Source organism: Azonexus sp. IMCC34839 (genome assembly GCF_047047955.1).
Classification (GTDB): Bacteria; Pseudomonadota; Gammaproteobacteria; order Burkholderiales; family Rhodocyclaceae; genus Azonexus.
The window spans coordinates 99491-124739 of sequence record NZ_CP150631.1; the positions used below are offsets into that span (position 1 = coordinate 99491).

The window sequence follows — 25249 nt, forward strand, 5'->3', positions numbered from 1 at the left end:
TTAACTGGGCCAGTGTATATCAGCATATGCTGATTGCCTAGCAATAAATGGGTTTTTGGTGTTTTGTGGCGCCCGCGTCGCGTTTGTCTTGAAGCTGTGGTTTTTACTATTTTTAATCGTGTGGGCAAACGCATTCGACGAGGGCCTCATTTATAATTACGGCATGGTTTCCGTCGTCCATTCCGTCGCCGCCCAGAGCGACTTCGATCAGTTTTTTGCCCGCCTTTCCGATGGCCTCAGTCCGGATGAGACCGAGTTGCTGCGCAAGGCCGTCGAGTATGCATGGGAGGCCTACGGCGACCGCACCTTGGGGAGCGGCGAGCGCATCTGGTCGCATGCCCTGGGTATGTCCGTCATCATCGCCGGCCTCAAGCTCGATGCCGAGTCGCGCATCGCCGCGGTACTCTTCGCCATTCCGGCGCAGGACGAGCAGCACGGCATCGCCCGCATCGAGGAGCGTTTCGGCAAGCCGGCGGCGCATCTGGTTTCCGGCATCTCGCGACTGAACAAGCTGCGCCCGATCACCAAGGGCTTCGTCGCGGCCAACATCGAGGCCGAGGAGGTCAATCCGGCCGAGATGAAGGCGCAGGTGGAAGTGCTGCGCAAGATGCTGCTGGCCATGGTCGAGGATATCCGTGTCGTGCTGCTGCGCCTGGCCAGCCGGACGCAGACCCTGCGCTACTACGCGGCCAACCCGGACGACCTGCGCGTGCAGGTGGCGCGCGAGACGCTCGAACTCTATTCGCCGCTGGCCAATCGCCTGGGCGTCTGGGAACTGAAGTGGGAGCTGGAGGATCTGTCCTTCCGCTTCATCCACCCGGATACCTACAAGAAAATCGCCAAGATGCTGGACGAGAAGCGCAGCGAGCGCGAGCAGTTCATCATCGATGCAGTGGCGAAGGTGCGCCAGGAGCTGGAGGAAGCTGGCGTACACGGGGCCGAGATTTATGGCCGTCCGAAGCACATCTACAGCATCTGGAACAAGATGCGGAAGAAGGGCGTCGAGTTTTCCGAGGTCTATGACGTGCGCGCCCTGCGCATCATTGTCGATGACCTGAAGGATTGCTACACCGCGCTTGGCATCGTGCACAACCTGTGGACGCCGATTCCCAAGGAATTCGACGATTACATCTCGAATCCCAAGGGCAATTACTACCGTTCGCTGCACACCGCAGTACGTTGTCCGGACGGGCGCAGCCTGGAAATCCAGATTCGCACCTGGGAAATGCACAAGCATGCCGAGCTGGGCGTGGCCGCGCACTGGCGCTACAAGGAAGGTGCCAAGCGGGCCGGTGAGGACAGTTACGACGAGAAGATCGCCTGGTTGCGTCAGCTGCTGACCTGGAAGGACGAAGTCTCCGACAGCTCGGACTGGGTCAAACACTACAAGCAGGCGGCGCTGGACGAGACCATCTACGTCATCACGCCGCAGGGCAAGGTGGTCGACCTGCCGGCCGATTCGACGCCGATCGACTTCGCTTACCGCGTCCACACCGAACTCGGCCACCGCTGCCGCGGCGCCAAGGTCAACGGTCAGCTGGTGCCGCTCAATACGCCGCTGCACACCGGGCAGGAGGTCGAGATCGTCACCGCCAAGGTCGGTGGGCCGTCGCGCGACTGGCTCAATCCGACCCTCGGCTACATCCACACCAAGAGCGCGCGGACCAAGGTGCGCACCTGGTTCTCCAATCTGGCGCTGGAAGAAACTTTGGCCGAAGGGCGCGGCCTGATCGGCAAGGAATTGCAGCGTGCCGGGCAGACCGGGGCGAATATCGAGGAATTGGCCCACAAGCTCGGTTTCTCGCGGGCGGATGACCTCTATATCGCGGCAGCACGCGGTGAGTTGAACCAGCGTCAGTTCCAGGCGGTGGCCCGCGGTGGCGACCTGCTGGCCGAAACGCAGGCGCCGGATGAGGTCGTCGCCAAGCCGGCCAAGCCGGTCGAAGGTAACCAGGGCATCCTGATCGTCGGTGTCGACAAGCTTCTGACGCAATTGGCACGCTGCTGCAAGCCGGCGCCACCGGATGAAATCCACGGCTTCATCACGCGCGGCAAGGGGATTTCCATCCACCGTGCCGATTGCCCGAACTTCGCCAACCTGGCGGCACTGCACCCCGAGCGCGTCATCGAGACCGATTGGGGCGTGCAGACGACTGGCGTCTTCGCCTGCGACATCGTGGTCGATGCGCATGACCGCCAGGGCCTGCTGCGCGACATTTCCGAAATCTTCACGCGCGAGAAGCTCAACGTGGTCGGGGTCAATACCCAGTCCAAGCAGGGCAAGGCCCACATGAGCTTTACCGTCGAGATCACCAACTTGCAGCAGTTGCAACGCACGCTGGCGCTGATCCACGAAGTCGAAGGTGTGGTCGGCGTGCGGCGTGCCTAAGGAGAACCCATGAAAGGTAATTTCGCGGCCATCGCACTGATCGTCATCGGCGCCATCGCACTTGGCGTCAATCTCGAATTGTTCGAACTCGACATCGTCGCGATACTGCGCAAATGGTGGCCGCTGGCGCTGATCGCCGTCGGTGCGGCGCTGTTCTTCACGCCGGACGACGCGAAGAAGGGCTGAGGGCTACTCCTTCAGCGTATCGATCAGGACGAACAGCCGGCGGTAGAACTCCGGGTCGGAGATGGTTTCCTCGCCGACCTTGACCAGCGAATTCTTGTCGGTCGGCCACGGCACCGAGATCGAGCCGAGGCCGGCGACTGACAGGCCGGTCGAGCTACCGCCGGATTTCAATTCGTGGCGCGTCTGCAAGGCGCTGGCGTACATGGTCGATTCCTCGCCGGTGGCCAGGCAGACCAGAGTCAGCTTCAGTTGAACCTGCAAATCGCTCTGCGGCTGGAAGAATTTCTGGCCGCGGATGCTCTGTGGCGCCGACGCATCGACGTCGTAGCCCTGACTGAGCAGGGCGCGCTTGCCGTAGTCGCACAGCACCAGCGGCGGCAGGGTGCTGTGGAACTGGAAAGGGGTTTCGGCATCGAAGGTTTCCGACTGATAGGCCTTCTTGGGCGAGCTCGAACAGGCGGTCAGCGCCGTTGCGAGTGCCAGGGTCAGGAGGAGCTTCGGGGTGGGGAACTGCATGGAGGTAAAACGTGCTTTCGATCTTGAAGGCGGCGTATCTTACCGCATTGCCCTTGGCCGAATTGTTGCGAAATGTTCAAAACCGGGTTGCCCCGGTTTCTTGCCATTTTGCGTAGTGCACCGCAGCAGTCAGATATCAGCCGCCACCAAGCGTCAGCATCAACTCGCCTTGGGCATTGTGTGGCTTGGCGCGGGCCGAGCGGCGGCGCTGGTAGGCGCCCTGGCTGTTCATTTCCCAGCCTTGCTGGTTGTCGGCCAGGTAGAACTTCAGGCCTTCGGTAATCACGCGCTTCTTCAGCTTGGGATCGAGGATGGGGAAGGCCAGTTCGATGCGCTTGAAGAAGTTGCGCTCCATCCAGTCGGCGGACGACAGATAAACCGTTTCTTTGCCGCCGGCGTGGAAGTAGAAGATGCGGTGGTGCTCAAGAAAGCGGCCGATGATCGAGCGCACGCGAATCTTGTCCGACAGGCCCGCTACGCCGGGGCGTAGGGCGCAGACGCCGCGCACGATCAGGTCGATATCGACGCCGGCCTGCGAGGCTTCATAGAGCGCGTTGATCACTTCCGGTTCGAGCAGCGAATTCATCTTGGCGACGATACGCGCCTTGCCGCCGGTGCGAGCGATTTCGGCCTCAGCACGGATGGCGGCGACGACATTCGGTTGCAGCGTGAACGGCGCCTGCCACAGGTGTTTCAAGGTGCGCGCTTGCCCCAGGCCAGTCAGCTGCTTGAACACTTCGCTGACGTCGCGGGTGACTTCCTCGTTGGCCGTCATCAGGCCGAAGTCGGTATACAAGCGAGCGGTACGCGGGTGGTAGTTGCCGGTGCCGAGGTGGGCGTAGCGCTTCAGGCCGCCTTCCTCGCGGCGGACGATGAGCAGCGCCTTGGCGTGGGTCTTGTAACCGACCACGCCATAAACCACGTGGGCGCCGACTTCTTCCAGCTTGGTTGCCCAGCCGATGTTGGCTTCCTCGTCGAAACGCGCCATCAGTTCGACGACCACGGTCACTTCCTTGCCGTTCTGCGCGGCGCGGATCAGCGACTGCATCAGCACCGAGTCGGTACCGGTGCGGTACACGGTCATCTTGATCGCCACCACCTGCGGGTCGGTCGCCGCCTGGTTGAGCAGCTCGATCACCGGCGCGAAGGACTGATAGGGGTGGTGCAGCAGGATGTCGTTCTTGCGGATGCTGTCGAAAATGTTGGCGCCTTTGCCCAGGCCCTTGGCGGTGCCCGGCACGAAGGGGCGGAATTTCATTTCCGGACGGTCGACCCAGTCCGGCACCTGCATCAGGCGCACCAGATTGACCGGGCCATGCACGCGGTAGAGGTCGGCCTGGCTCAAGCCGAACTGTTCGAGCAGGTACTCGGTCATCGCTTCCGAACAATTGTCGGCCACCTCAAGGCGCACGGCATTGCCGAAATGGCGCTGCGGCAGTTCACCCTGCAGCTTGGTGCGCAGGTTGGTGACTTCTTCCTCATCGACGAAGAGGTCGGAATTACGCGTGGCGCGGAATTGATAGCAGCCAAGCACCGTCATGCCGGTGAACAGTTCGCCGACGAACTCATGCAGGATGGACGACAGGAAAACGAAGCCGTATTCACAGCCGGCCAGCTCTTCCGGCAGGCGGATGACACGTGGCAAGACGCGCGGCGCCTGGACGATGGCGGCGTTGGAGCTGCGACCGAAGGCATCCTTGCCTTCCAGTTCGACGGCGAAATTGAGGCTCTTGTTGAGCACGCGGGGGAAGGGGTGCGACGGGTCCAGGCCGATCGGCGTCAACACCGGCACCATCTCGCGAATGAAGTAATCGCGAATCCATTCGCGCTGCGCCTCGTTCCAGCTCGAGCGGCGCAGGAAACGGATGCCTTGCTCGGCCAGGGCCGGCAGGATCACGTCGTTCAAATGCTGATACTGCTCGGCCACCATGGCATGAGCCTCGGCCGAAACCAGGCGGAAAGCCTCCTGTGCGGTCTTGCCGTCAGTAGTGACCACCGAGGCGTGTGCACGGACCTGTTCCTTCAAGCCGGAGACGCGAATTTCGAAAAACTCGTCCAGATTGCTCGAAACGATGCACAGGAAGCGCAGCCGTTCGAGTAGCGGCACCCGCTCATCCTGCGCCTGCGCCAGCACCCGGCGATTGAAGGCGAGCAGGCCCAACTCGCGGTTCAGATAGTTTTCGGTCGGAAAACGGGGCTTCAGGTAGGGATGATTCATCGCGCACTCCAGGTAACTTCTCAAGTATAGGCCTCAAGGGCCTAATTTTGTTGCACTTGTGTTACACGGGTGTGACTTCGAGTGAGTCTAGGTTTGCTGGGGCGAGTATCGGCCATGAGCGGCCGGTCAGGTATTAGTCCCGTAAGCGGTCATGCTCATGCTTTTGTCCCATAGGCCGCGCAAAGATGAATCCTTGTAACGCACGCACCACTTGCTACCGCAAGCCTTATTCATAAGGTACGCTTACCCGATGATTCAGATCAAACCCGCAGACTTCCCGGATGACTTAGAACGCGTCGTAGCCATTTTTCGGGAGTACGTCGCCAGCCCAAGCGTAAGCCTCGATTTTCAGGACTACGAGGCAGAGTTCGCTGCTTTACCGGGCAAGTATGCTACCCCTGAAGGTCGCTTGCTTCTCGCATGGAAAGATGGGGCCGTCGTTGGATGTGCCGCGCTTCGCAAAGTTGATGGAAGCGTGTGTGAAATGAAGCGCGTCTACATCCGATCAACAGCGCGAGGCGAAGGCCTTGGCCGAAAGCTAATCGAAAGCCTCCTCGCGGAGGCACGAGAAGCGGGCTACACGCGCATTTGCCTTGACGTATTGCCCGAATTTGTCGTCGCGCAAAGCATCTATGAATCGCTGGGTTTTCGACCTGCACCACCTATAACGTTCAATCCCGTGCCTGGCACAAAATTCTTGGGTCTGGACTTAGTCTCGTCGCCACCCACCAACGCGGCTTAACATGCTGCTCACCTCCGCTCAATTCAGTCGCTGGGCCCAACGCAGGTTAGCTCTACGTTCCTGAAGTCCACTTCTTCAGGCAAGCAATTTCAATTTTGGGTCGATAGCGGAAATGTTCGCCCTATCTGCGGTGCACCGCCCAAAACAGCCAATTTTCAGAAACTTCAGGCCGCCCGGTTGATGTCGTTGGCGGCGGGCTGGAGTGCCGCCAGCAAGGTGCCGAACTTGGCTTCGGTTTCGGCCCATTCGAGTTGGGCATCCGAGCCGGCGACGATGCCGGCGCCCGCTTGCAGTTCGACGGCGTTGCCGTCGAGCAGGGCGGAGCGGAGGGCGACGGAGAATTCGCTGTCGCCATTGGGCTGCAGGATGCCGAAGCCGCCGCTGTACCAGGCGCTGCGGCGTTCGCCATGGGCATTCAGCCAGGTCTGCGCCGCACTACTCGGGTAGCCGCCGACGGCGGGGGTCGGGTGCAGGCAGCGCAGCAGGTCGAAGAGGCTGGCATCGGGGCGGAGTTGGCCTGCGATGCGATTGCGCAAATGCAGTAACTGACCGGCGGCGTGTTCTTCCGTGGCGGAGATGCTCGGCGGTGTCAGGCACAAATGGCTCAAAGCCTGGCGGACGGCGTCGACGACGTAGGCTTGTTCCTGGCGGTTTTTTTCGATGTCGAGCGTTGGCGAGCCGGGCCAGGCGGTGCCAGCGAGGGCGTCGACTTCCACCTGGCGTCCGCGCAGTCGCACCAGCCGTTCCGGCGTGGCACCGAGAAAGACCTGATGGCCGTTGCCGTGGGCGAAGACGACGCTGTCCGGTTGTTGCTCGTTCAGGCGGGCGAGCAGCCAGGCGGGCGAAACGGGCTGGTCGGCCAGCAGTTTGCGCTGGCGGGTAAGGACCACTTTGGCCAGGCGCCCTGCGGCGATGTCGCGCATGGCAGCGTCGACGCGCGTTTGCCAGGCTTGTTCGGCCAGAGGATGTTCTTGCGGCCATGTGATTTTCGGAGTGGGCGCGGAAGCTGTGCCTTCTAGCCAAGCCGGCCAGAGGGCGGCGCTTTCGTCGATGCGACCGGCCGGGGCGGTTAGTGTCAGCGTTGCGCCTTCATGGGTACGCCGCAGCAGCAGAGCGGGCAGGGCGAGTAGGGCGTTGGGCAGGGGCGCGTCGTTGTCGTCGGCGAAGGCGAAGCCGGCGAAGGCGGCGGCGTTGGCCGATGTATGCCAGTGTTCGACCATGCCGCGCCAGGCGTGGTCGAGCGCGGCGAAGCGGTTGGGGCCGGCACTGGCGACATGCAGGGCGTGGCCGATGCCGAGCAGGAATTCGCCCTTGGTCGGCCGGGCGCGATACCAGAAGGGCTGGTCGGGTGGCAGGAGCGAGAGCCAGTCTTCGTTGGTGGCCGGTGAAGCCGGGAGAGCAAAATCGACGCTGATCGGCGCCGCCGGGGCCCCGGCCGCCTTGTCGCGCAGGGCGCTCGCCGCTTTGCCGGAAGCCAGCCATTGACGCAGGCGCGTTCTCATGCTTCGGCCTCACGGGCGAGTTGGCGCAGGGTGGTGCGTTCCAGCTTGCCGGTGGCGTTGCGCGGCAGGCGGTCGAGGCGCAGCACGCGGCGCGGTAGGGCGGCACTGTGCAGATGTTCGCGGGCGTGCGCCAGCAATTCCTCAATATCGACGTGACCGACGACCAGCGCGACGACGAGATCGCCCCACACCGGGTCGGGCCGACCGGTGACGGCGACGTCGATGACGCCGGGGCAGGCGGCCAGGCAGGATTCCACTTCGAGCGGATGTACGTTCTTGCCGCCGCTGATCAGCATGTCATCGGCCCGGCCGAGCACGGTCAGGCGGCCTTCGGCATCGAGTCGGCCGAGATCGCCGGTGGTGAACCAGCCGTCGGCATCGAGTCCGCTGCCGTCGACATAGCCCAGCATCAATTGCGGGCCGCGCAGGCGGATGCGGCCGTCGGCAGCGATGGCGATTTCATGGCCGGGCATGACGCGGCCGACCAGACCTTCGTGCCACGGACCGTCGTCCGGTTGCCAGGTGGCGATTTGGGCGCCGGTCTCGCTCATGCCGTAGCTCGGCCGCAGCGGCCAGCCGGCAGCCACGCCACGTTGGTACAGCGGCAGGCTGAGAGCGGCGCCGCCAATCATGGCGCAGCGCAGTGAAGGCGGCGGAGCAATGCCGGCATCGAGCAGGCGGGCCAGCATGGCGGGCACCAGCGAGATGTGAGTGATGGCGTGGCGGGCGAAATCGCGGGCAATGGCATCCGGCTCGAAGCCCTCGTGCAGCACGACGGTGGCGCCGGCCAGCGCGCAGCGCCAGAGAATGCTTTGGCCGCCGATATGGTAGAGCGGCAGACAGTTCAGCCACACGTCGCCGGACTTCAGGTCGAGGTGCAGGTTGGCCGCCTTGGCAGCGCTGCTCAGTTGTGCATTGGAGAGTTGCGCGGCGCGCGGCTGGCCCTCGCTGCCACTGGTCGAGATGATCAGCGCCACTTCGGGATGCAAGAGAGGTGTGTTTTGCTCAGTGCTGCGGTGCACTGGCCAAAAAGAGCGATTTTCGAAGCTGTGGGCATAGGCGCCCAGCGCAAGGTCGAGGGCGCTGCCCGAGTGCTGTGCCGCCTGATTCTGCCCGGAGGCAGCGGCTACCCGCTGTGCCGCCGCGCACAAATCCCGATAGGAAAAATTGCGCTCATCCGACAGCAATGCGGGTGCCGCCGGAAATCGTTCGACGGCATGGCGGAGGAGGTCGGCAAGCGAGGTGGGTTCGGGCTTCATCAGCGGTCGATTATACGAAGAAGAGCCCGAGCGTTCCGGTGACGGAAATCAAGAAATCTCAGGGTTGTGGTGCCATCGAGACAATGCACTTGTCGTTTTTGCTAATTTCGCAAATTGATAATAAACAATTGTTCAACTTTACGTTAACGTTAACAGCCGCGAAAAATCGTCGTTTGCTGGATATTTTTCGCATAAATAATAAATAAATTTACCAATGGTGAATTTTCTCAAGGGGAATATTGGATGTCATCGCTGACGCTGAAGAGTCGCCTGCTTATTGCATTTGTTGCCGTCATTGTCGGTTTTATCGCCATCGGCATGACGGCGTTGTTTGACCTGAAGAAGGTCATGGAACAGGACCGCCGGGCAGAAATTCGTTCGGTGACGGAAAGCGCCAAGGCCACCGTGGAGTATTTCCAGAAGTTGCAGGCACAAGGTGCGCTGAGTGAAGAGGAGGCCAAGAAGCAGGCGATCGCCGCCTTGCGGCCGTTGCGCTTCAATGGTGGTAACTACGTTTTCATCCTGAATACCGAGTACAACTATGTGCTGAGTCCGGGCAAGCCCGAGGTTGAGGGCAAGTCGGGCAAGGACACCAAAGACAGCACCGGCCGCTATTTCATGAGCGATCTGGTCGATGTGGCGCGCAACCAGGCAGAAGGCGGCTATGTGGATTACGAATGGCCGAAGACGGCGGGCGGTGCCAATGTGGCCAAGGTGTCTTATGCCAACCTGTTTGCCCCGTGGGGCTGGGTACTGGGCGCCGGGGTCTATCTCGACGACGTCAGCGCGGCTTTCTGGAGCCAGGCGTGGCGCATGCTGGCGCTGGCTATCCCTATCGTCATCGTTATCGTCCTCATTTTCCTGTTCGTCGCGCGCAGCATCCTGAAGCAACTGGGTGGCGAGCCGACCTATGCGGTTTCCGTTGTACAGACCATCGCCCGAGGCGACCTGAGTCAATCGATTGATCTCGGTGCTGCGCAGGCGGACAGTATGCTGGCTGCCGTTGCCAACATGCGGGATGGCCTGGTCAGCATGATGAAGAAGATGGTCACGGTGGCCGACTCGCTGACCTCCCACGCCCATCACATCGCTACGGCGGCGACGCAGGTGGCAACGGCGAGCCACGAGCAGGCACAGGCGACCATCACCAGCGCGGCAGCACTGGAGCAAGTGACGGTCAGCATCAACGAGGTGTCGGAAATTGCCGTGGCGACCGAGGAAAGGGCAGCCGATACACTGAGCAAGGCTACGCACGGCCAGGCTGCGGTCGAGAAGGCTGCAGCCGAGGTGCAGGAGGTGGAGCGCCTGATCTCGGCCTCGGCCACCAAGGTCGAGGAACTGAAGAATCGTTCCATCGAGATCGGTTCGGTGGCCAATGTGATCAAGGAAATCGCCGACCAGACCAACCTGCTGGCCTTGAATGCCGCCATCGAAGCGGCGCGCGCTGGTGAGCAGGGCCGCGGCTTCGCCGTGGTGGCCGACGAGGTGCGCAAGCTGGCCGAACGCACCTCGGAAGCGACCACCCGCATTGCGACCACGGTGCAGTCGGTTCAGGTCGAAACCGACGGTGTTGTTCATACGATGCAGGAAACCGTGCCGCAGGTGCAGGCCAGCATGGCGCAGGTGCATGAGGTGGCGGACATCCTGGGCGAGATTCGTCGCGAGGCCGACGATTCGGTGGCCAAGGCGCGCGACGTGGCACAGGCGACGCGCGAGCAGGGTACGGCGGCCAATGACATCGCGGCCAATGTCGAGCACATCGCCAGCATGGCCGAGGAAGTCAGCGCGACAATGACCGGCAACGCCGGTGCGGCCGAGGAAATGCAGCAATTGGCGCACGAATTGCAGGCGGCGGTCGGGCAGTTCAAGCTGCCTTGATTCAGTCTGCTCGCAGGCAAAAAAGAAGGCCGGGCATGCCCGGCCTTTTCAATTCCTGTCGAAGGGAAATCTGTCGGCGTCAGGCGGCCAGCACCTGGCCAGCTGCGTTCTGCCGGGCCCACGGGGCCGGGCGGCGTACCGCTTCCCAGACCGGGCTGTTCATCGACAGCGCCAGTTGGCGGGCCAGCTCTTCCATGCCGGTGTAGCCCTCGTAGCCGAATTCGCGTTCCTGGTTGATGTCGAGGAAGGGAATGCGCGCCTTGAGCGCCGTGTACAGGTTGCGGCCGCCGGCGATCAGGATGTCGGCCTTGTATTCGCGGTAGGTCGAGAGCAGCGCCTTGGGGCTGCCGTCGTCGATCATCTTGGTGTCGTCGCCCATCAACTCGCGAATACGTGCTTTGTCTTCTTCGGTCGATTTCTTGGTGCCGGTGGCGACCACTTTCATGCCGAGATCCTGCAGGGCGGAGACGATGGACCACGATTTGACGCCGCCGGTGTAGAGCAGCACGCGCTTGCCGTTGAGCTTTTCGCGCCAGGGGTCGAGCCGCGCGCGCGACTTGGCTTCTTCGCGGGCGATCACGGCTTCGGTGCGTGCCATCAGGTCGGGATCGCCGATCAGCCTGGCGAAATCGCGCAGTGCGTTCGACATGTCGGCGACGCCGTAGAAGCTGCCTTCGAAGAACGGAATGCCGTAGTTGTCCTGCATCTTGCGCGCCACATTGAGCAGCGCCTTTGCGCAGACCACCATGTTCACCTTGGCGCGGTGCATGGTCTGCACCTCATGGAAGCGGGAATCGCCGGACAGCGTGCACAGGATGCGCAGGCCGAGCTCGTCAAAGAGCGGTGCAACATGCCAGAACTCGCCGGCGATGTTGTATTCGCCGATCAGATTGACGTCGTAGGTCGGCAGGCCGTCAGCGCGGGGCTTGGCCGGCTCCGGCTCGCGCGTGCCGATGACGTGCTTGAACATCGACTCGCCGGCCAGCCGGTTGCCGAGGTTCTTGGTGCCGTAGAAGCCGGCGGCGTCGACCGGCACGACCGGTGTACCCCAGCGCTCGGTGGCAGCCTTGCACACGGCGTCGACGTCGTCGCCGATCAGCGCCGTGACGCAGGTGTTGTAAACGAAGACGGCGGCCGGCGAATAGCTGTCGATGGCCTGCTTGACGGCATGAAACAGGCGCTTCTCGCCGCGCCCCATAACGACGTCGGTTTCCGACAGGTCGGTGGTCATGCCGATGCGGTAGAGCGTCGGGCCGGAGGAGCGGGTGCCGCGGTTATCCCACGACGAGCCGGCGCAGGCGATGGGGCCATGCACGATGTGGGCGACATCGGCGATGGGCAACAGCGCGATCTGTGCGCCGTCGAAGGAGCAGCCGCCGGCCGTCGCGCCGGGCTTGGGCCGCGCGCAGCCGGACTTTTCCTTCTTGTTGTGGCTACACGCCGGTTCGTCGAGCAGGGCCTGAATTTCGCTGGCTTTCATGGGCATCTCCTGAGTTCTGAACTGATGTCAGCAAGAACGGTGCCACGGTATTTTTTGTTCAAGATGTTGAAATAAAAGGGGATTAGACGTCCCAGGCTTTGTCGTTTATGCGACAACGGCACCACCTTGGGCAAAGTCGTGCATTGCTGCGGTGCACCTGGGGAAATGGCCAAAAATGAATCGTTTCGAAAAGGATAGTGCCGGCAAGCGTCGATTTCGCATGCCAACGGCTTGGGGCTCGCGGCCAAAGCATGGACAATGGCGCATCGCAATTTCACGCGGCTATCCGCTAGCTTGCTCCCCATGAAACTGGTCATTCTTGACGGTACGACATCGAATCTTCCGGTGGCCGCACATCTCCTTTCGGTGGCGGCGGGGGCGGGCGCCGAGGTCAGGTATTTTCCATTGGTCGAAAGCCGGTTGGCACCGTGTCTGGGGGATTTCGAGTGCTGGATCAAGACGCCGGGACTTTGCCGTACCCAGGATGGCATCAACGACATTATGCAGGCGCTGCATGCGGCCGATCTGGTCGTCTTTCTGACGCCTATTGTGTTCGGCGGCTATTCGGTCGAGTTGAAGAAAGCGGTCGATCGCTTGATTGGCATGGTGCAGCCCTTCTTCCACGATCGCGACGGGCTGACCCGGCATGTGGCGCGTTATCGCCGATATGCCCGCTTGTTGTTCATCGGCGTTCGCCAAGGCACGGACGAGGCTGCCGCCGATACCTTCCGAGAATTGACCGCCGGCAACGCCATCAACCTGCTCGCCCCGTCCTTTCAGACCAGGATCGTTGCGCTGGACGATGCGCGTTGGGCCGGTGAAACGGAAGCAGCCTTGCTGGCCGGTTTGCATGACACGGCCAGCGATCCCTTGCCGCCGATAGATCGGGCGGCGCTTTTCCGGGCGTGCGAGCCCGACAGTAGGCTGGATAGCGCCGCGCTGCCAGTCAAAACCGTCGCCGTGCTGATCGGCAGCGCCCGCCCCAAAGGCAGCAGCACCTCGGAATCGCTGGCGCGCGCCCTGATTGCCGATGTGGAGAAAGGCGGTGCCGAGGTCTCGCTTGTCTTCGCCAGTCAGTTCATCAAACCGGGACGTATGGCCGATGCGGCGCTATCCACCATGCTCAACGCCGATTTGCTGGTCATTTCGGCACCGCTCTACGTGGACGGTCTGCCGGCGCTGGTGACGCGCGCCCTCGAATGGCTCGCCCAACGGCTTGGGCAAGAGCCCCACGCTCTGCGCGCGGTGGCGGGACTGTTGAACAGCGGTTATCCAGAAGCCGTACATAACCGCATTGCCATGCGCCTGCTGCGCAACTTTGCCCGTGAAAGCGGTTTGGGCTGGGCCGGTGGCCTTGCGCTGGGGGGCGGTGAAATCATCCACGGGCGACCGCTGACGGCCGTGCGTTGGCTGGCGCGGCGGCCGATTCGCGCCTTGCGGCTGGCCGGTCAGGCGCTGGCGGCGGGGCAGGGAATTCCGGAAGCTGCCATCCAACTGATGGCGCGCCCCCTGGTTCCATCCTGGTTATTTCGCCTGGTTGCTCGGGTGCGCTGGCTGCGGCATGGCCGTCGCCACGGTGTCGATGGCCAAGCTTTGGTCGCACAGACGTTTGTCACGCTGGCCGAGCCGGAGAAAGTTGGCGACTGAGCCTCGTTATGGGCTCGGCATCACTGCTGCGGTGCACCGGCCAAAAAGGCAAAAAACCGCCCCGGCGGGTGCCTTGCTGAACAAGGCCTCGACCGGGGCGGGCGACTGACGGATGCTAAGGGCTTACTGCTCGACGAAGGCGCGTTCGATCACGTAGTCGCCGGCTTCGCCGATGTGCGGCGAAATCTGGAAGCCGTAGGTGTCGAGCATGGTCGAGATTTCCTTCAGCATGGCCGGACTGCCGCAGATCATGCCGCGGTCGGTGGCCGGATCGAGCGGCGCTTCGCCGATATCGCGGAACAGCTTGCCGGAGGTGATCAGGTCGGTCTGGCGGCCGGTATTGCGGAAGGGCTCGCGCGTCACCGTCGGGTAGTAGATCAGCTTGTCTCGGATCTCATCGCCCAGGTATTCGTGTTCCTTCAGGTCCTGCTCGATGTAGTCGTGGTAGGCCAGTTCGTTGGTCCAGCGCACGCCGTGGATCAGGATGATCTTCTCGAAGCGCTCGTAGGTTTCCGGATCGTGGATCAGGCTCATGAAGGGGGCGAGGCCGGTGCCGGTGGCGAACAGGAAGAGGCGCTTGCCGGGCTTGAGGTCGCGCAGGACCAGCGTGCCGGTCGGCTTGCGGCTGACCAGCAGCTTGTCGCCGGGTTGCAGGTGTTGCAGGCGCGAGGTGAGCGGGCCATCCGGCACCTTGATGCTGAAGAACTCCAGGTGCTCTTCGTAATTGGCGCTGGCCACGCTGTAGGCGCGCATCAATGGCCGGCCGTTGACCTCCAGGCCGATCATGACGAACTGGCCATTGCTGAAGCGCAGGCTCTGGTCGCGCGTGGTGCGGAAGGTGAACAAGCTGTCGTTCCAGTGATGGACGGAAACGACGGTTTCGGTATTGAAGGCGCTCATGGCGTTTGATGGCGAGTGTTTTTGACGGAGTCAGTTTAGTTGCTTGCGTAATTTAATAAAGCGGATAATTTAGCTAAAACATATTTGAAAAATCGATATGAAGCTGACGCTACGCCAACTCGAAATCTTTGCCGCCATCGCCCGCGAACAGAATGTCTCGCGCGCCGCCGAACAACTGGCCATGTCGCAATCGGCCGCCAGCAATGCGCTGGTCGAGCTGGAGCGGCAGTTCGATTGCCCGTTGTTCGACCGAATCGGCAAGTCGCTGCATCTGAACGCGACCGGGCAGGGCGTGCTGCCGATGGTGGACAGCCTGCTTGGCCAGGCGCGCGAGGTCGAGGCCTACCTGGCCGGCGGGCAGCTCGCCCCGCTCAAGGTCGGCGCCACGCTGACCATCGGCAACTATCTCGGCACCCTGGTCATCGCCGACTACATGCGCGATTACCCCAATTCCCCGGTCAGCCTGCAGGTGGCCAACACGCATGCCATCGTCGAGCGCCTGCTGCGCTTCGATTGCGATGTGGCGCTAGTCGAGGGCGAAATCAGCCATCCCGAATTGCTGGTCGAACCGTGGCTGGAGGATGAACTGGTGGTTTTTTGTGCACCATCGCATCCCTTGGCGGCAATTGGGAGCGCAGATAACGCCACACTCGCCGGCCAGGGCTGGATCTTGCGCGAGCCGGGTTCAGGCACACGCCAGCAGTTCGACCGTGTCGTCGCTCCGGCGCTGGGGCGTTACGATTTGCGGCTGGAGCTGGAGCATACCGAGGCGATCAAACGCGCTGTCGAGTCCGATCTTGGGATCAGTTGTCTGTCGCGCCTGTCCTTGCGCGAAGCTTTTCGCCGCGGCAGCCTGGTCGAGATTGCTACCCCGCAATTCGACTTGCGCCGCCAGTTCCACATCGTACGTCACGCCCGGCGTTCGGAAGGCAAGTCGGTACAGGTCTTCCGCCAGATGTGCGAGCGTTTGCGCGGTGGGGCAAGGCGGACGGCAGATCTGTCGCTGCCGTTTATTCCGTGACGGCTGGAAGCGCCAGCGGCAAAGGCGAAGATTCGACGCGATTCCGCCCGCTCTCCTTCGCTCGATACATGGCTTTGTCGGCCCGATGCAGCAGGCTTTCGATCGATTCCTGCGCGTGATACTGGGCTACGCCGATGCTGACCGTCAGCGGGATCGATCGGTGAGGAATGGGCAAGGGCTCAGCCAGCAGGTGCTGACGCAGTCTCTCGGCGATGGCATGCGCATCGGCGATGGCGGCATTGGGAAGAAATACCGCGAATTCTTCTCCGCCAATACGTCCCAGGATATCTTCGTTGCGCAGGCAAGCGGTCGCCGTTTTGGCAAAGTGGGCGAGCGCTTCATCGCCGATCCGGTGGCCGTGGGAATCGTTGATTTCCTTGAAATGATCCAGGTCGATGACCAGGACGGAAAGGCAGGTGTTTGTCCGCTCGGCCGTACCGATGGCTTTGTTCAGCAAAGAAAGAAAGGATCGCCGGTTGAAGGTCGCCGTCAGATGGTCGATATCTGCCAGGCGCCTGAGCTCGGTGGTGACGGTTTCGTTCACCAGCATCAAGGTTGAAATGGCCGTGGTGACCAGGAAAATGATCGCTTCCAGAACCATCAGTGGCGGTACGGTCGTGCTGTGGGTCAGTTCGACAGCCAGTTCTGGGGAACGGCTGACCACGGCGATGCGGGTAAAGACGAACAAGGCATGCAGGCCGCAGGCGAAAGCGAAGAAATAGCGGGCCGGATATTCGCGAATGGGACCTCGGGCGATGGTGCGGGCACAGAGCACCAGCAGGGTACCGATGATCAGGCTGGAGCCAATGATGCGCCACGCCACGCTCGGCAAGACAAGGGTGAAGGCTGTGGCAGTGCCGACATGGATCAGCAGCAGTGAAATTCCGTATCGGATAGGCCAAGGCTTGAGGCCGGCAAAACAGCGGGTCCCCATCAGCATCAGATAGGCGATCAGGAATTGGCTGGCCTGGGCGGTGAGAACCTCTGTTGAACCAGGTTGAGTGTCTCTCAGCAGCAGATTGAGCGACGACAAGAGGGCAAACAGGTTGGCACCGGCCCAATACATCAGTGCCGTGCGCATCCTCGGACTCAGGATGCAGGCGGCAATCTGGCTGAGCGCCATGATGCCCAGCAGAATGACCAACAGGATGAGTAGCGTTGGGCTATGCATCGGTTATCGGTTCTTTCGATTGCCGTTTGGATATTCGCAGGGATGATACTCGCACAGCACTGGGCGGGGAGAGATTGTCAGTGGAAGGCCTGGCCGGAGTGGAACTGCGCATGTCTGCGGTGCACCGATGAAAATGGGTAAAAACCAAGACCGCTGAGAGTCCTGGAAAGTTCAGGTCAATGTTCCCGCGAAAGCCAGTTCAGCAGCGTGGCGAAGAGTTTTTCCGGTTGCACCGGCTTGGCGATGAAGTCGTCCATGCCGGCATCGAAGCAGCGTGCCTTGTCTTCGGCGAAGGCGTTCGCCGTCATGGCGATGATGGGGGTCTGGCGGTATCGCGGTAGCTGGCGAATCTGCCGCGTGGCTGTCAGGCCATCCATGATCGGCATCTGCATGTCCATCAGGATCAGGGCGTAGTCGTTGGCTTTGGCGGCATCGACGGCAGCCTGGCCGTCTTCCGCCAGGTCGACCGTCAGGTCGACTTCACTCAGTATCGCTTCGGCGATTTCGCGGTTGATCGGCTCGTCTTCGACCAACAGGATGCGGGTGCCGAGGAAGTCGCGCTTCAGGGTTTCTTCTGCCCAGGCCGGTTTGCCGTTACCAGCCGGTGCGGTCTCGCCGATCCCCTTCTTGAGCCGTACGGTGAACCAGAAGGTGCTGCCCATGCCGGGCGTACTTTCGGCACCGGCATCGCCGCCCATGGCATGGGCGATCTTTTTGGTAATCGTCAGACCCAGGCCGGTACCGCCGTGTTTGCGTGTCGATGTGTTGTCGGCCTGCTCGAAGGCGCTGAAGAGCCTGGCCAGGGCATCGGCCGCGATGCCGATGCCGGTATCTGCCACTTCGAAGCGAATCAGGGCGCTGGCGGCATCTTCCTCGAGCGCACGTACGCGCAACGTGATGCTGCCGGTGTCGGTGAATTTGACGGCGTTTCCGGCGTAATTGAGCAAGGCTTGCTGGATGCGCGTCGGGTCGCCGAGCAGATGGTGCGGTAGCGCTTCGACTTCCGTGCGCAGTTCGACCGGCTTGGTGTGGAGCAGATCGCTGATGATGGAAGCGACGTTGGCGATCACGCTATCGACCCGGACGCCGGTTTCTTCCAGCGTGAATTTGCCGGCTTCGATCTTGGAGAGTTCAAGAATTGAATTGATCACGTTCAGCAGGTGTTGGCCCGATGCCAGGAGCGCATCCATGCGTTTGATCTGTTCAGGCGTGAGGCCGCCTTTGCGGATCAGGTGGGCCATGCCGGTAATGCCATTGAGCGGGGTGCGAATTTCGTGGCTCATGTGCGCGAGGAACTCGCTTTTGGCCTGGGCCATACGCTCCGCATGGTCGCGCGCCACGGCCAGTTCGGCGGTGCGCTCGGCGACCTTTTCTTCGAGTTGATGGGCGTATTCTTCTGCCGCGGCGATGCGGTCACGAATGGATCTTTCCCGTTCATCCGCCAGCAAACGGGCTGAATGGATCAGCGAGTCGGCGGCGACCAGCATGGCATCCACTTCGGCGATGCGGCTGCGACCGTGCGCCGGTAGCGCCTCGCCACGCGTTGCGGCTGCCAACAGTTCGGTTGCGTTCTCAAGTGGTCGCACGATGCCGCGGCGGACCAGCCAGGCGGCCAAGCCCAGGAGGATCACGAAGCCGGCGAAGGACAGGCGCTGCATGAAGTCGATTTCGCGGGTCAGTCCTTCGACTGCCTCAAGGCGTTGCTGGGTGAGCAGGCGGGCGCTGTCCGAACTGGCATCGATGGCTTCTTGCAGGCGCGCTTTGAGCCCGTTCCATTCGGTCTTCGTTTTTTCGCCGACGGCAGCATCACTGACGGCGAAATCGGCCAGGAAGCGCAAGGCCAGGCCGACGGTGGCCGAAATGGCCGAGTCGTCCCGCAGTTCCGGTTCGTTGAAGACCAGCGTCTTGGCGGCCAGCAGGTGGCGCCGGCGATCGACGGCTTCGTTGGCGGCCAGCAATTCTTCGCCGAGGACGATCAACTGCCCGATATCGCGGGCGATTTCCTGGCGGGCGATGACTTTCGGCAGGGCTTCGCTACGTGTCTCGCGCGCCAGTTCGCGAATGGCGCTCAGGTCGTGGATATGGCGCCAACTCAAGACGACGGCGACGGCGAAGACGGCCACGAGGCCGAAGCCGAAGAGGCGGGACATCCGCCAGCGGGAAACGGGTTGAGGAAGCGCTTCGTTCGCCATCAAGCGGTCAGAACATGCTGGCGCCGAAATACTTTCGACTGATGCGGGCGAAGGTGCCGTCGGCAACGATCGTGTCGATGGCGGTGTCCAGACGCTGGCGCAGTTCCGGGCGCCCCTTGAGCAACGGAATGGCGACGCCGCCGCCGAGGCCTTCGCCGTCCAGCGGCTGGCCGATGAAATCGAAGCCGACGCCTTCCGGCGTGGTCAGGAAGGCGAAATGGCTGACGGTCGAGCCGAAAGCCAAGTCGGCTTGCCCCTGAACCAAGGCAGCGTTGCGCTCGATATTGGTGGGGAAGGACTGAATGCTTAGGCTGTCGGCGTAGTTTTCGCGCAGGTATTTTTCCTGTACCGAGCCGCGGTGTACGGCAATGCGCTTGCCTTTGAGCGAAGCAGCGCTCAGATCTTTCAGTACACCGGGTTTGCCGATGAACATGGAGGCCGATCGCCAGAAGGGTTTGCTGAAATCGACCAGTTTTTCCCGTTCAGCGGTTCGCAGCACGTTGGCCACGACGAAATCGAGACGACCATCCTGAATCGAGGGCAGGAAGTCGGCAAAGTTGGTCGTCACCAGTCGGCAATCGGCGCGCATCGCCTTGCAGATGGCGCGTGCCACCTCGACCGAGAAACCGGTCAATTCACCGCGTTCGTCCACCATGCAGAAAGGTCGGTCGTTGTGATTGACCCCGACCCGGAATGATTCGCCAGCCCCTGCGTTGGCCGGCCAAATCGACGTCGTCGCCAACATCAGCATGCCGGCGATGAACATGCGAAACATCGTTGTTCCCCTGATTTGCATGCATCGCCTAAAGCAGAAGCATGGTGAATGTAATTTGTAAAAATGCAAACTACGCTGGATTTGCAAACGTGAATTATCTTATGAATTGTTACGACACGCCAGCAACAAGCGCTTTCTAAGCCATTGTCATTGTTGGGAAAACCTGCAGGCTGACTGCTGCGGTCCACTGCCTGAAACAGGCAAAAACCAGAGCAAACAAAAACCGGCGCTTTGGCGCCGGTCTCTCGCCGACGGCAAGTAATCAGACGGCGTAGGGGCGGTGCAGCCAGCTGCGGATGACTTCCACATCCTTCTGCGGCAGGTAGGCGAGGCCGCCGAGCGAGTCCTCGACCACGGTCTGCGCCACCCAGTGCGGCACGGCCTTGGTGGTGAGCATGTGGAAGTACCAGGCCATCGGATAGCCGACCGCACGGTCGAACTGGGTCAGCGCCTTCTGCAGGTCCAGGCCGCTGGTGCCGGGCTCGGTCTCGAACTCTGGCGGTTCGCCGGCCAGCGTGGGGATCGGCTGGGCGCGGAAGACGGGCTGGTGGTAGCGGTCCAGGTGCTCCCGGGTGGCGATCACCCAGTGGTTGTAGAAGGCACTGGTGTTGCCGGCACTGCTCTTGCCCCAGTCGTCGATCATACGGTGGATGGGCGCGGGGTCGGGCTTCTGCGCCAGCATGCGCTGCAGGAAGGCACCGATGTGCTGGATGCGGCGGAAGGTATAGAAGGGCAGACCGAGCGGTTGCGGGTTGTCCTTGCCTTCGCGCGGGTCGATCAGCTCTTCGATGCTGGCCGGGTCGTTGGCGAAAAGCTGGTGCGAACGGGTTTCCTGCAAGTCCTCGATTTCGAGTTGCAGGAAGTCGGCGTGATCCTCGCCCTCGGGGGCGATCAGGTAGTGCGTCTGGCCGACCAGTTGGGTGGCGTAGAGCGTTTTGTCGGCGTAATCGTCGGCCAGTTGGCCCATGTCGCCGTCGCGGGCATCCAGTTCGTTTTCCACCCAGCTTTCCAGGTTGTCGGTAACGCGCTGGCCGTCGGCATCGACGATGCCGCCCAGGCGATACCAGCCGCCGCGGGCGAAGGCATGGCGGAACTTCCATTCCTCGATGGCGGCTGAGAGTGCCTTGGTCAGCCCGGAAGGCCCGGCGCTGACGGTGGTCTTGGCGCAGGTTTCGACAATTGCCGGCGCGAGCGTTTTGCAGTATTCAGACCAAGCCAGGGCTTCTTTCATGATGTTTCCTCAGGGTCAGGCGGTCGTTGATTCCGCCAGGCGGGCGATGACTGCCTCGCGGACTTCGACCTCGGGGTCTTCGGTCAGCGGAGGCAAAAATTCGAGCGGGGCATTGGCCACGGCAGCCAGACGTACCCACCATTCCTCGTCCTGCAACAAGGTGGCGGCAAGGCCGGGCAGGGCGCGTTCGGCAACGATGGCACGCACTTCGGGTTCGGGATCGTTGGCCAGCATGTGCAGGGCGAAGGGGGGCAGGCGGGAGGCAACCACCTTGCGTACCTCGCGCTCGCTGTCCTTGGCCAGCTTCGAAAGCTGCCCGTGCGGCAGGCGACGGGCGACGGTGGCGCGGATCAGGTAGTCCTTATCGTCAATCAGGCGCACGAGCAGGGGCTCGGGCAGGCGGGTGGCGACGGACAGGCGCACTTCGCGGTCCGGGTCGCCGATCATGCTGTCGAGTTGCTCGACGGGCAGGCGGGTGGCGACAACGCGCCGTACCACTTCGTCGGGGTCGGATTTCAGGCGAAAAATGCTGTCCACCGCAGCATAGCGGGCGGCGATGGCGCGCCGCTCCCAGAACAGGTCGTCGAGGTATTTCTCAGCCTGTTCCGGGTTGTTGCGCAGGAAACGGTCGATCTGCCGGCCACTATGGGCACGGATGCAGGCATCGCCCGGCGTGCAACGGTAGGCCTTGACGAATTCCGGGTAGTAGCTGCACCCGGAGCACAACCCCAGGCGACCGACGCCGGCTTCCGCAGGGGAGTGTTCACTCGTCGTCATCGACCTTGCTGGCAACGAGAATGCCGGTGGCGATAGCGGGGTCGTTGGTCAGCTCCAGGCAATGGCCGCTGGCGCCGGTGATCAGGTAGAGCTCGAAGCCGGTGACGCTGAACGCCGGCTTGTAGCGCGGCGATACGTCGTCTTCGCTGCATTCGCTGAAATGCAGGTCGGGAAAGCGCTGGCGCAGCGCGCCAGCACGGGCATCGAGCAACACGGCTTCGCCAACCTGAGCAATCTGGTTCGAGGAAATCATGCCGATTCCTCCTCCTCCAGACCCTCCTCAAAGCGGGCGAGGGAGGCGGAAGGCACGCCCATGATTTGCGCCAGCCAGGGCGGCGGGCAGGAGAGCCGGCTCTGCAGTTCGGCCAGCGCTTCGCGGGCCGGACCGCCGGACGGCTTCTTGATCGGATGCACGCCGGCACGCACCACCTTGGCCGCGGCCGGGCCGCCGATCGACTGGATATAGACGATCTGGCAATCGCCGATCAGTTCGGAACGCGCGGCGTTCTTGTCTTCGGCACCGTCGGCTTCGGCCGTGCTGCGCACGTCGATCAGCTTGATTGCCTGCTGGCCGACCTGATAGACCAGGAAACGGTCGCAGGAGCCGAAGTGGCCGTCGAGGTTTTCGCCACGATTGGCGGCGACGGCGACGCGGATCGAGCCGGGCATTTCGCCATCGGCGTAGGCTTCGATGACCGGGAAGTCGTCATGTTCGATGCCCTGGCCCCAGAGCAGGCGGACGGCTTCCTTGAGCTGTTCGGCTTCGACGCCGACGTGGCAGCCCTGCTCGGCGAAATCGCCGGCCAGGATGACGCGCAGGTCTTCGACCGTCAGCTTGCTGAGCTTGGCTTCGGTCAGCGGGCCTTCGAGCTTTTCCAGCAAGGCGCCGGCGAAGGCCTTGATATCGAGACCGTTCAGGGCGCGGGCGGCGAGCGCGATGCGCAGTGCAGCTTCGCGGGAGGCAATGGGTGAGGGCGACATGATGGGCTCCTGGCAGCGTCTTCAGCGGAAAATCGGCACGGCAAAACCGTCGGCCGATACTCGGCTCAAGAAGCTGGTTCGATGCAACGGAGGTCAGGCCGGACTGGGAACCGGCCTGACGGGCAAAACGATCAGGCCGGGCTGATGCAGCCGGACGGGCAGACGTCGACGCACAACGGGGAATCGTTGTGGCCGTCGCATTCCGTACAGGTGGCGGCGTCGATCTTGTAGAAGATTTTGCCGGAACTGATCGACTTGGTCGGGCAGACCGGCTTGCAGTCGCCACAGGCCGTGCACATGTCGGGATCAATCTTCATTGCCATGATGCTCTCCTTTCATCCGCGGTCGCTGGCTAATCGGCTGGCTTGGCGGGTAGGGTTTGACGAAACTCAGTCCTCGGCGGCGCCGAGGCGCTTGGCGCGCAGGGAAATCGGCAGACGAGGCGGCTTGGCGATCGGATCGATGTAGTAGGAACCACCGTTGTCCAGCTTCAGCTCGCCACCCCATTTTTCCGGGGTGTCGAATTCGATGGACTCGATGGAGGCTTCCAGGTCGCGCTTCGGGAGATAAAAGGTCAATCCCTTTTCGCCCTGACGGATCATGATGTTGGCCATTTATGTTCTCCCTAGGTTAAGCAAGTCGCTCGCGTGCCTGTGCCCCGCTGCCGTTGCCGACCGGCGGGGCACAGGTGATCCGGATTAGCGGACCAGGTCGAAGTTGTAGTCGGTGGTGCCCATGCCGATCGTTTCCTTGTCGAGTTGCTCAAGGACAGCGTTCGTCAGTTGGGTGACCACGGACATCATGCCTTCGTAGCCCAGCGTGGTGGCACGGTGCATGTGGTGACGGTCGAAGATCGGGAAGCCGATGCGGATCAGCGGAACTTCGAACTCTTCACCCTTGTGGCGGGTGTCGCGCTGGATGTACTTGCCGTACGAGTTGCCGATCAGGAAATCGGGCTTGTCGGTGAAGCACAGGGAGCGCATGTGCCACAGGTCGTTGCCGACGTAGACCTTGCCATTGACGCCGAAGGGGCTGGAGTCGAGCAGCTTCTGGACAGCCTTGCCCCAACGCTTGTTGGCGTTGTGGGAGAGGATGTGGGTCGGCTCGGCGCCAACTTCCAGCAGGATCTTGACCATGCCCATGACGAAGTCCGGGTCGCCGTAGAGCGCGAACTTCTTGCCGTGCAGCCAGGCGTGGCTGTCGGAGATCAAGTCCATGCAGCGGCCGCGTTCCAGTTCCAGCGAGGCCGGGATCGGCTTGCCGGTCAGCTCGGAGACCTTCATCAGGAAGTTGTCGGTCCATTCCACGCCCATCGGGATGTCCAGCTTGGGCACGTCGTGGCTCCAGGTGGTTTCGACGAACTTCTTGGTCTTTTCCAGCTGGTACGGTTGCAGCATGATGGTGGTGATGGCGTTCGGCGCATCCTTGACCTCTTCCATCGTCGTGCCACCGGCGTACATGCGGAATTCGCCGTCGGCCGGGGTGTCGAAGACATCGGTCGGGTCGGAGAGCATGGTGTAGCCGACGCCCATCTCGGTCAGCATGCGCTTGATGACGCGGTAGTTGCCGAGGTAGGTTTCGAAGCCCGGGACCAGGTTGATGGTCTGCTTGCTGCCGGCCTTCTTGCCTTCCATGTCGTTCAGCGTGAAGTAGCGCAGGATGCCTTCTTCCATGTTGTCCCAACCGGTGGTGTGCGAACCGACGAAGGACGGGGTATGGGCGAAGGGAACCGGATACTCTTGCGGAATGTGACCGGCCTTCTTGGCGTTGTTGATGAAGGCGTTCAAGTCGTCACCGATAACTTCGGCCATGCAGGTGGTCGACACGGCGATCATGTCCGGCTTGTAGATGGCCTTGGCGTTTTCCAGGCCGTCGAACATGTTCTTCTGGCCGCCGAACACCGCGGCATCTTCCGTCATCGAGTCGGAAACGCAGGAGCACGGTTCCTTGAAGTGACGGTTGAAGTAGGTGCGGAAGTAGGCGACGCAGCCTTGCGAACCATGCACGTAGGGCAGGGTCTTGTGGTAGCCGGTGGCGCAGAGGACGGCGCCGAGCGGCTGACAGGCCTTGGCCGGATCGACGGTCAGGGCTTCGCGTTGGAAGTTGAGGTCCTGGTATTCCTTGGTGGTGGTCCACATGAAGGTTTCGAAGACCTTGTCGGCGCCGTGACCTTCCTCGAATTGCTGGCGCTTTTCGGCCAGGTTCTTCTTGTAGTCATCGTCGCGGAACAGCGGATAACAGGGCTTGATTTTCTCGGCAGTTTGCATTGCTATCTCCTTGCCCGTACCGCTCATCTGCAGTGCCGGGCGCAAGGTTGAAGATCAGGGTCTGGGAAGTCCGGGTGGCGAAGGACTCAAGTCCGCAATCACCACCACCGACCTCCG

At 62.1% G+C, this 25249-nt stretch carries 22 protein-coding genes; 6 read left to right on the plus strand and 16 right to left on the minus strand.

Annotation, left to right across the window (positions count from 1 at the left end; translation table 11 throughout):
* Positions 1 to 163 precede the first annotated feature (163 nt).
* Both WIF35_RS00570 and WIF35_RS00575 read left to right on the plus strand, forming a co-directional pair.
* Complete coding sequence (locus WIF35_RS00570) at positions 164 to 2389, plus strand: RelA/SpoT family protein (RefSeq protein WP_412479619.1); 2226 nt, start codon at positions 164 to 166, stop codon at positions 2387 to 2389.
* A gap of 9 nt (positions 2390 to 2398) precedes the next feature.
* A complete protein-coding gene (locus WIF35_RS00575; protein WP_412479620.1) occupies positions 2399 to 2575 on the plus strand; it encodes a LiaI-LiaF-like domain-containing protein in 177 nt (58 codons plus the stop codon).
* Positions 2576 to 2578: 3 nt separating this feature from the next.
* Here the strand turns inward: WIF35_RS00575 and WIF35_RS00580 are convergent, their stop codons facing one another.
* Positions 2579 to 3091 (minus strand): DUF2242 domain-containing protein, encoded by a 513-nt coding sequence (locus tag WIF35_RS00580; protein WP_412479621.1) that lies wholly within the window; start codon positions 3089 to 3091, stop codon positions 2579 to 2581.
* A gap of 136 nt (positions 3092 to 3227) precedes the next feature.
* Positions 3228 to 5309 carry a polyphosphate kinase 1 gene (gene ppk1 / locus WIF35_RS00585; RefSeq protein ID WP_412479622.1) on the minus strand — a complete coding sequence of 694 codons (2082 nt, stop codon included), beginning with the start codon at positions 5307 to 5309 and terminating at the stop codon, positions 3228 to 3230.
* 250 nt (positions 5310 to 5559) lie between these two features.
* Here ppk1 and WIF35_RS00590 point away from each other — a divergent pair, with 250 nt between their 5' ends.
* Positions 5560 to 6051, plus strand: a complete 492-nt coding sequence (locus WIF35_RS00590; RefSeq protein ID WP_412479623.1) for an N-acetyltransferase family protein — start codon at positions 5560 to 5562, stop codon at positions 6049 to 6051.
* A 164-nt stretch (positions 6052 to 6215) separates the two neighbouring features.
* On the opposite strand, the gene WIF35_RS00595 is transcribed toward WIF35_RS00590, so the two are convergent.
* Together WIF35_RS00595 and WIF35_RS00600 are read right to left on the minus strand one after the other, a co-directional pair.
* Complete coding sequence (locus WIF35_RS00595; RefSeq protein WP_412479624.1) at positions 6216 to 7553, minus strand: isochorismate synthase MenF; 1338 nt, start codon at positions 7551 to 7553, stop codon at positions 6216 to 6218.
* The gene (locus tag WIF35_RS00600) at positions 7550 to 8812 is read right to left on the minus strand and encodes a class I adenylate-forming enzyme family protein (RefSeq protein ID WP_412479625.1); all 1263 of its coding nucleotides are present in this window, start codon (positions 8810 to 8812) and stop codon (positions 7550 to 7552) included. Before WIF35_RS00600 ends, WIF35_RS00595 begins: the two co-directional genes overlap by 4 nt.
* 243 nt (positions 8813 to 9055) lie before the next feature.
* Between WIF35_RS00600 and WIF35_RS00605 the strand changes: the two genes are divergently transcribed.
* A complete protein-coding gene (locus tag WIF35_RS00605; RefSeq protein ID WP_412479626.1) occupies positions 9056 to 10690 on the plus strand; it encodes a methyl-accepting chemotaxis protein in 1635 nt (544 codons plus the stop codon).
* 79 nt (positions 10691 to 10769) lie between these two features.
* Here WIF35_RS00605 and nifE read toward each other — a convergent pair whose 3' ends face one another.
* Entirely contained in the window at positions 10770 to 12170 is a 1401-nt protein-coding gene (gene nifE / locus WIF35_RS00610) for a nitrogenase iron-molybdenum cofactor biosynthesis protein NifE (protein ID WP_412479627.1), read from the minus strand.
* A gap of 303 nt (positions 12171 to 12473) precedes the next feature.
* On the opposite strand from nifE, the gene WIF35_RS00615 reads away from it, so the two are divergent.
* Complete coding sequence (locus tag WIF35_RS00615) at positions 12474 to 13817, plus strand: flavodoxin family protein (protein ID WP_412479628.1); 1344 nt, start codon at positions 12474 to 12476, stop codon at positions 13815 to 13817.
* Between the two features lie 123 nt (positions 13818 to 13940).
* Here WIF35_RS00615 and WIF35_RS00620 read toward each other — a convergent pair whose 3' ends face one another.
* Positions 13941 to 14717, minus strand: a complete 777-nt coding sequence (locus tag WIF35_RS00620; protein ID WP_412479629.1) for a ferredoxin--NADP reductase — start codon at positions 14715 to 14717, stop codon at positions 13941 to 13943.
* Positions 14718 to 14814: 97 nt separating this feature from the next.
* On the opposite strand from WIF35_RS00620, the gene WIF35_RS00625 reads away from it, so the two are divergent.
* A complete protein-coding gene (locus WIF35_RS00625; RefSeq protein WP_412479630.1) occupies positions 14815 to 15738 on the plus strand; it encodes a LysR substrate-binding domain-containing protein in 924 nt (307 codons plus the stop codon).
* Here the strand turns inward: WIF35_RS00625 and WIF35_RS00630 are convergent.
* The 10 genes from WIF35_RS00630 to nifK all read right to left on the minus strand — a co-directional run bounded on the left by WIF35_RS00630 (position 15728) and on the right by nifK (position 25132).
* A complete protein-coding gene (locus WIF35_RS00630) occupies positions 15728 to 16909 on the minus strand; it encodes a GGDEF domain-containing protein (RefSeq protein WP_412479631.1) in 1182 nt (393 codons plus the stop codon). The two genes, WIF35_RS00625 and WIF35_RS00630, sit on opposite strands and share 11 nt — an antisense overlap.
* Positions 16910 to 17085: 176 nt before the next feature.
* Complete coding sequence (locus WIF35_RS00635; RefSeq protein WP_412479632.1) at positions 17086 to 19059, minus strand: response regulator; 1974 nt, start codon at positions 19057 to 19059, stop codon at positions 17086 to 17088.
* A gap of 49 nt (positions 19060 to 19108) precedes the next feature.
* Positions 19109 to 19876 carry a substrate-binding periplasmic protein gene (locus WIF35_RS00640; RefSeq protein ID WP_412479633.1) on the minus strand — a complete coding sequence of 256 codons (768 nt, stop codon included), beginning with the start codon at positions 19874 to 19876 and terminating at the stop codon, positions 19109 to 19111.
* A gap of 262 nt (positions 19877 to 20138) precedes the next feature.
* Positions 20139 to 21107, minus strand: a complete 969-nt coding sequence (locus WIF35_RS00645) for a hypothetical protein (RefSeq protein WP_412479634.1) — start codon at positions 21105 to 21107, stop codon at positions 20139 to 20141.
* Between the two features lie 15 nt (positions 21108 to 21122).
* A complete protein-coding gene (locus tag WIF35_RS00650; protein WP_412479635.1) occupies positions 21123 to 21884 on the minus strand; it encodes a 4Fe4S-binding leucine-rich repeat protein in 762 nt (253 codons plus the stop codon).
* Positions 21871 to 22137, minus strand: coding sequence for a DUF6129 family protein (locus WIF35_RS00655; RefSeq protein ID WP_412479636.1), 267 nt, complete (start codon positions 22135 to 22137; stop codon positions 21871 to 21873). The genes WIF35_RS00650 and WIF35_RS00655 overlap by 14 nt, the downstream gene beginning before the upstream one ends.
* Entirely contained in the window at positions 22134 to 22865 is a 732-nt protein-coding gene (locus WIF35_RS00660; RefSeq protein WP_412479637.1) for a dinitrogenase iron-molybdenum cofactor biosynthesis protein, read from the minus strand. Before WIF35_RS00660 ends, WIF35_RS00655 begins: the two co-directional genes overlap by 4 nt.
* A 131-nt stretch (positions 22866 to 22996) precedes the next feature.
* Complete coding sequence (locus WIF35_RS00665; RefSeq protein WP_153150724.1) at positions 22997 to 23188, minus strand: 4Fe-4S binding protein; 192 nt, start codon at positions 23186 to 23188, stop codon at positions 22997 to 22999.
* A gap of 66 nt (positions 23189 to 23254) precedes the next feature.
* Positions 23255 to 23479, minus strand: a complete 225-nt coding sequence (gene nifT, locus WIF35_RS00670) for a putative nitrogen fixation protein NifT (RefSeq protein WP_119492522.1) — start codon at positions 23477 to 23479, stop codon at positions 23255 to 23257.
* 84 nt (positions 23480 to 23563) lie between these two features.
* Entirely contained in the window at positions 23564 to 25132 is a 1569-nt protein-coding gene (gene nifK, locus WIF35_RS00675) for a nitrogenase molybdenum-iron protein subunit beta (RefSeq protein ID WP_412479638.1), read from the minus strand.
* Positions 25133 to 25249 lie beyond the last annotated feature (117 nt).